Source organism: Psychromonas sp., from assembly GCF_983033635.1.
In genome coordinates, this window is the sequence record NZ_CEZLMY010000247.1 from 1 (window position 1) to 3,887 (window position 3,887).

Below are 3,887 nucleotides of genomic sequence, written 5' to 3' on the forward strand. Positions count from 1 at the left end.
GCATTATTGATCAAACCTGCTAACTGCATCGATTGTGCTTGAACATAAGCCATTATTTGTTGAGCGGCTTGATTATCCGTTAGATCGGCACAGAAATAGTGGATATCCAGCTCCGGGTATTGAAGCATTAATTGTTGTTGAATCTCCTGCAGGCGCTGCTCTCGACGTGCAACCAATAGCAAAGAGAAGCCTTGTTTAGCAAGTTGAAAAGCAAACTCTTCACCCAATCCTGCACTGGCACCTGTAATTAATACTACTTTTTTCATATTTAACCCTTTTCGCTGAGTTACACTTTCTAGCTGAAACCATTTTCAATAAAACTAAGCTGTACCGCATTGCCGTTATCAGCACCACGTTTTTCTAAACCGACCGATATCCCCAGCAAACGAATCGATCTGTCTGGATTTTTCTCTAACAGATGATGCATTAATATTTTCAACATAGGTAAGGATAATTGATCTGATTTTCGTTCGGCACTTTTAACCGTGAAATCAGCAAACTTAATTTTAACCCCCACTTTGGTTATCAACTTTTCTTTGACGACTTTCTGCAAACGCCTTTCCAGCTCTTCATAAAACAGTGCAATCTTTTCAAGGCACTGCTCTTCACTAATAAGATCTTTTTCAAAGGTGTGCTCAACAGCCAATGATTTTCTCTCTCGGTTTGGTTCAACCACCCGGTTATCAATCCCCTGACTAAAATTAATTAATGCTCCGCCGAGTTTCCCAAATTCTAATAATAGTTTTTCCGGTGGATATTGCTGCACATCTAAACAACTGAAAAGCCCTTTCAATGCTAATTTTTGCTGCGCGACTTTTCCCACCCCGGGTATTTTTTTAAGGGCTAAGGTTTTAATAAATGAGTTAACCTGCGCGGGCGCAATCACACACTGGCCATTCGGTTTGTTTTCATCAGAAGCGATTTTTGCTAAAAATTTACAGGGGGCAATGCCGGCAGAGGCGGTTAAATTTAACTCTTCAAAAATTGCGCGACGAATATCTTGAGCAATATAGGTAGCGGAGCCTTTAAACAAAGTACAATCGCTAACATCTAAAAATGCTTCATCAAGAGAAAGTGGTTCAACCAGATCTGTATAACGAAAAAAGATCTCTTTTATTTTTTTAGATACATCTACATAAACTTGCATACGCCCGGGAATAATAACTAAATCAGGGCATAACTGCATTGCTTTAAAGCTTGGCATAGCAGAGTGCACCCCAAATTCACGCGCTTTGTAATTGCAGGTTGAAAGTACCCCTCTGCGCTCGCTATGTCCGCCGATCGCTAAAGGAATATCCTGATATTGAGGATTATCACGCATTTCGACAGCCGCATAAAAACAATCCATATCAATATGGATTATTTTTCGTTGCGTGGTAACAGAAAGTTCAGCCAAGATTAACACCTGTTTTTATAGACAGCTACATTTTCTGCTGTTTTGAATAAAATGCAAGCTAAAATTTATTTTGGATTATTTTTAGATCTAGTTTGACCTTCCCCTAAGGGTAAAGGCTAAGCTAATATTAATTAAGTTTAGTTAAGGAACTGATATGTCAATTTCATCGAATTTAAAATTGTCTGTATATGGTATGAATTGCGCAGCTTGTGCGACTCGATTACAAACAGCATTAAACGCGATAAAGGGTATTCAAGCAGAAGTTAATTTTGCATTAGAAAGCGCGCAGATTAGTTTTGATAACAGCATTGACCATACGAATACGCTTGTTGCTATTTTGGCGTTACTTGAAGAGAAAGGGTATCAAACGGATACCGAAACCCTGCTTTTATCTGCGACAGGCTGGAGTTGCGCCAGTTGTGCCGGTAAAACCAGCAAAGTGCTTAATGGTCAGCCATTTATTATTAATGCACAAAGTAACTTTGCAACTGAAACTGTACAGATTCAAACCCTACAAGGTGCATTAAATAAGCAGGATATTGAACAGTTTTCCAAGCTTCTTCCTTATCAGCTAAGTATTAAATCTAAACAGAATTTTAAACAACAAAATGAACAAAAAATTGCGTTACAAAAAAGACAAGATAAGAAAGCATTATTCACTATCGTGGTTGCCACGTTATTAAGCCTGCCATTTTTGATCAGCATGGTGAATATGTTTGTTAATAAGGACCAGCAGTTATTAACCCCTTGGTTGGAGTTTATTTTAGCGACACCGGTGCAATTTATAATTGGCGCGCGCTTTTATAAAGGTGCCTGGTTCAGCATGAAAAACTTCACCACGAATATGGATGTATTGGTCGCCTTGGGTACCAGTTCTGCCTATTTTTATAGCCTTTATATCTTTTTATCAGGCTCAAATCAGCCGCTCTATTTTGAGTCGAGCGCCTTAGTTATCACTCTGGTTACATTGGGTAAATATTTAGAGCATCGCGCTAAACAAAGTACCAGCAGTGCCATTAATGCCCTGATGGCGCTGCGCCCTGATACCGCACAGGTAAAAAAAGGCAAGAAATTTGTCGATGTGAATATCGAAGATGTGCAGGTGGGAGATCTGGTGCAAGTGGCGATTGGCGAAAAAGTTGCCATTGATGGTGTGGTTTTTGAAGGGAAAAGTTACTTAGATGAGTCGTTATTAACCGGTGAAAGTAAAGCGATTTTAAAAGAGATAAACAGTAAAGTGATTGCGGGCAGTATAAACGGCGATGGCGTGTTACTGATAAAAACACAAGCTGTTGGTGAATCAACCAGTTTAAGTAAAATTATTTCGCTAGTTGAAAATGCACAGATGAGCAAAGCGCCGATCATGCAATTAGTTGATAAAATAAGCGCTATTTTTGTGCCCGTGGTATTGGTTATTGCAATCCTGACCTTTTTAACCTGGTATTTTGTCAGCGGGGACTTTCAGCATGCTTTAATCAGTGCGGTTGCCGTATTAGTGATCGCCTGCCCATGCGCATTGGGTTTGGCAACCCCCACTGCCGTAGTTGTCGGTACCGGCGTTGCCGCACAACACGGCATATTAATTAAAGATATTAAAACGCTGCAGCAGGCTTATAAATTACAAACCATAATCTTTGATAAAACCGGCACCCTTACTCAAGGTAAAGGTCAAATTGCCGAAATCGTCAGTGTGGACAACAATAACAACACCCTGTTAAGCAAACTTAATGCGTTACAAACAGGTAGCAAACATCCCATTGCCCATGCAGTCAAAAGTTACTGTTTAAATGAAAATATTGAGGTTGTTGAAGCACAAGAGGTACAAGCGATTAGTGGCGAGGGAATTCAAGGTAAGGTTAATGGCGTACTCGTCATTGCCGGTAATCTGAGCATGATGCAGCGTTTTTCTGTTAACGTGCCAGCGCAATACACAAATGAATCACTGACAGACACTGGCAGCTTAGTTTATATCGCTTATGATGGTTTGTTCTTAGGTTATGTCAGTATCATTGATCAACTGCGTCCGGAAAGTTTCGAAGCGATACAGCAGCTGCATAAACGTAAAATTGAAACGGTTATTTTAAGCGGTGATAAACGCAGTGTGGTTGAACATATCAGCGCGCAATTACAGGTAACCAGGAGCTTTGCCGAACTTAAACCTGAGCAGAAACTTGCACAACTATTAGCATTACAAAAAGATAAGCAGGTGGCAATGGTGGGAGATGGCGTCAATGACGCGCCTGCGCTTGCGGGGGCAGATGTCAGTATCGCCATGGGGACCGGCAGCGATGTCGCCAAAGAGAGTGCTTCGATCACCCTGATGCGCAACGATCCGCGTTTAGTAACTCAAGCGATTGATATTTCTAAAGCGACTTGGATTAAGATACAACAAAATTTATTCTGGGCATTTATTTTTAATACGGTAGCCATTCCTGCAGCAGCTGCTGGTTACTTAAGCCCAGCAATTGCAGGTGCAGCCATGGCCCTTTCC

The 3,887-nt window shown here is 40.8% G+C and carries 3 protein-coding genes; 1 reads left to right on the top strand and 2 read right to left on the bottom strand.

Annotation, left to right across the window (positions count from 1 at the left end; all coding sequences use genetic code 11):
- On the bottom strand, nucleotides 1–266 hold a 266-nt coding region (locus AC4GME_RS17905; protein WP_490379945.1), incomplete at its 3' end, for an SDR family NAD(P)-dependent oxidoreductase.
- Between the two features lie 29 nt (nucleotides 267–295).
- Nucleotides 296–1,396 (bottom strand): DNA polymerase IV, encoded by a 1,101-nt coding sequence (dinB, locus tag AC4GME_RS17910; RefSeq protein WP_490379946.1) that lies wholly within the window; start codon nucleotides 1,394–1,396, stop codon nucleotides 296–298.
- A gap of 154 nt (nucleotides 1,397–1,550) precedes the next feature.
- On the opposite strand from dinB, the gene AC4GME_RS17915 reads away from it, so the two are divergent.
- The coding region (locus AC4GME_RS17915; RefSeq protein WP_490379947.1) for a heavy metal translocating P-type ATPase at nucleotides 1,551–3,887 on the top strand (2,337 nt) is incomplete at its 3' end.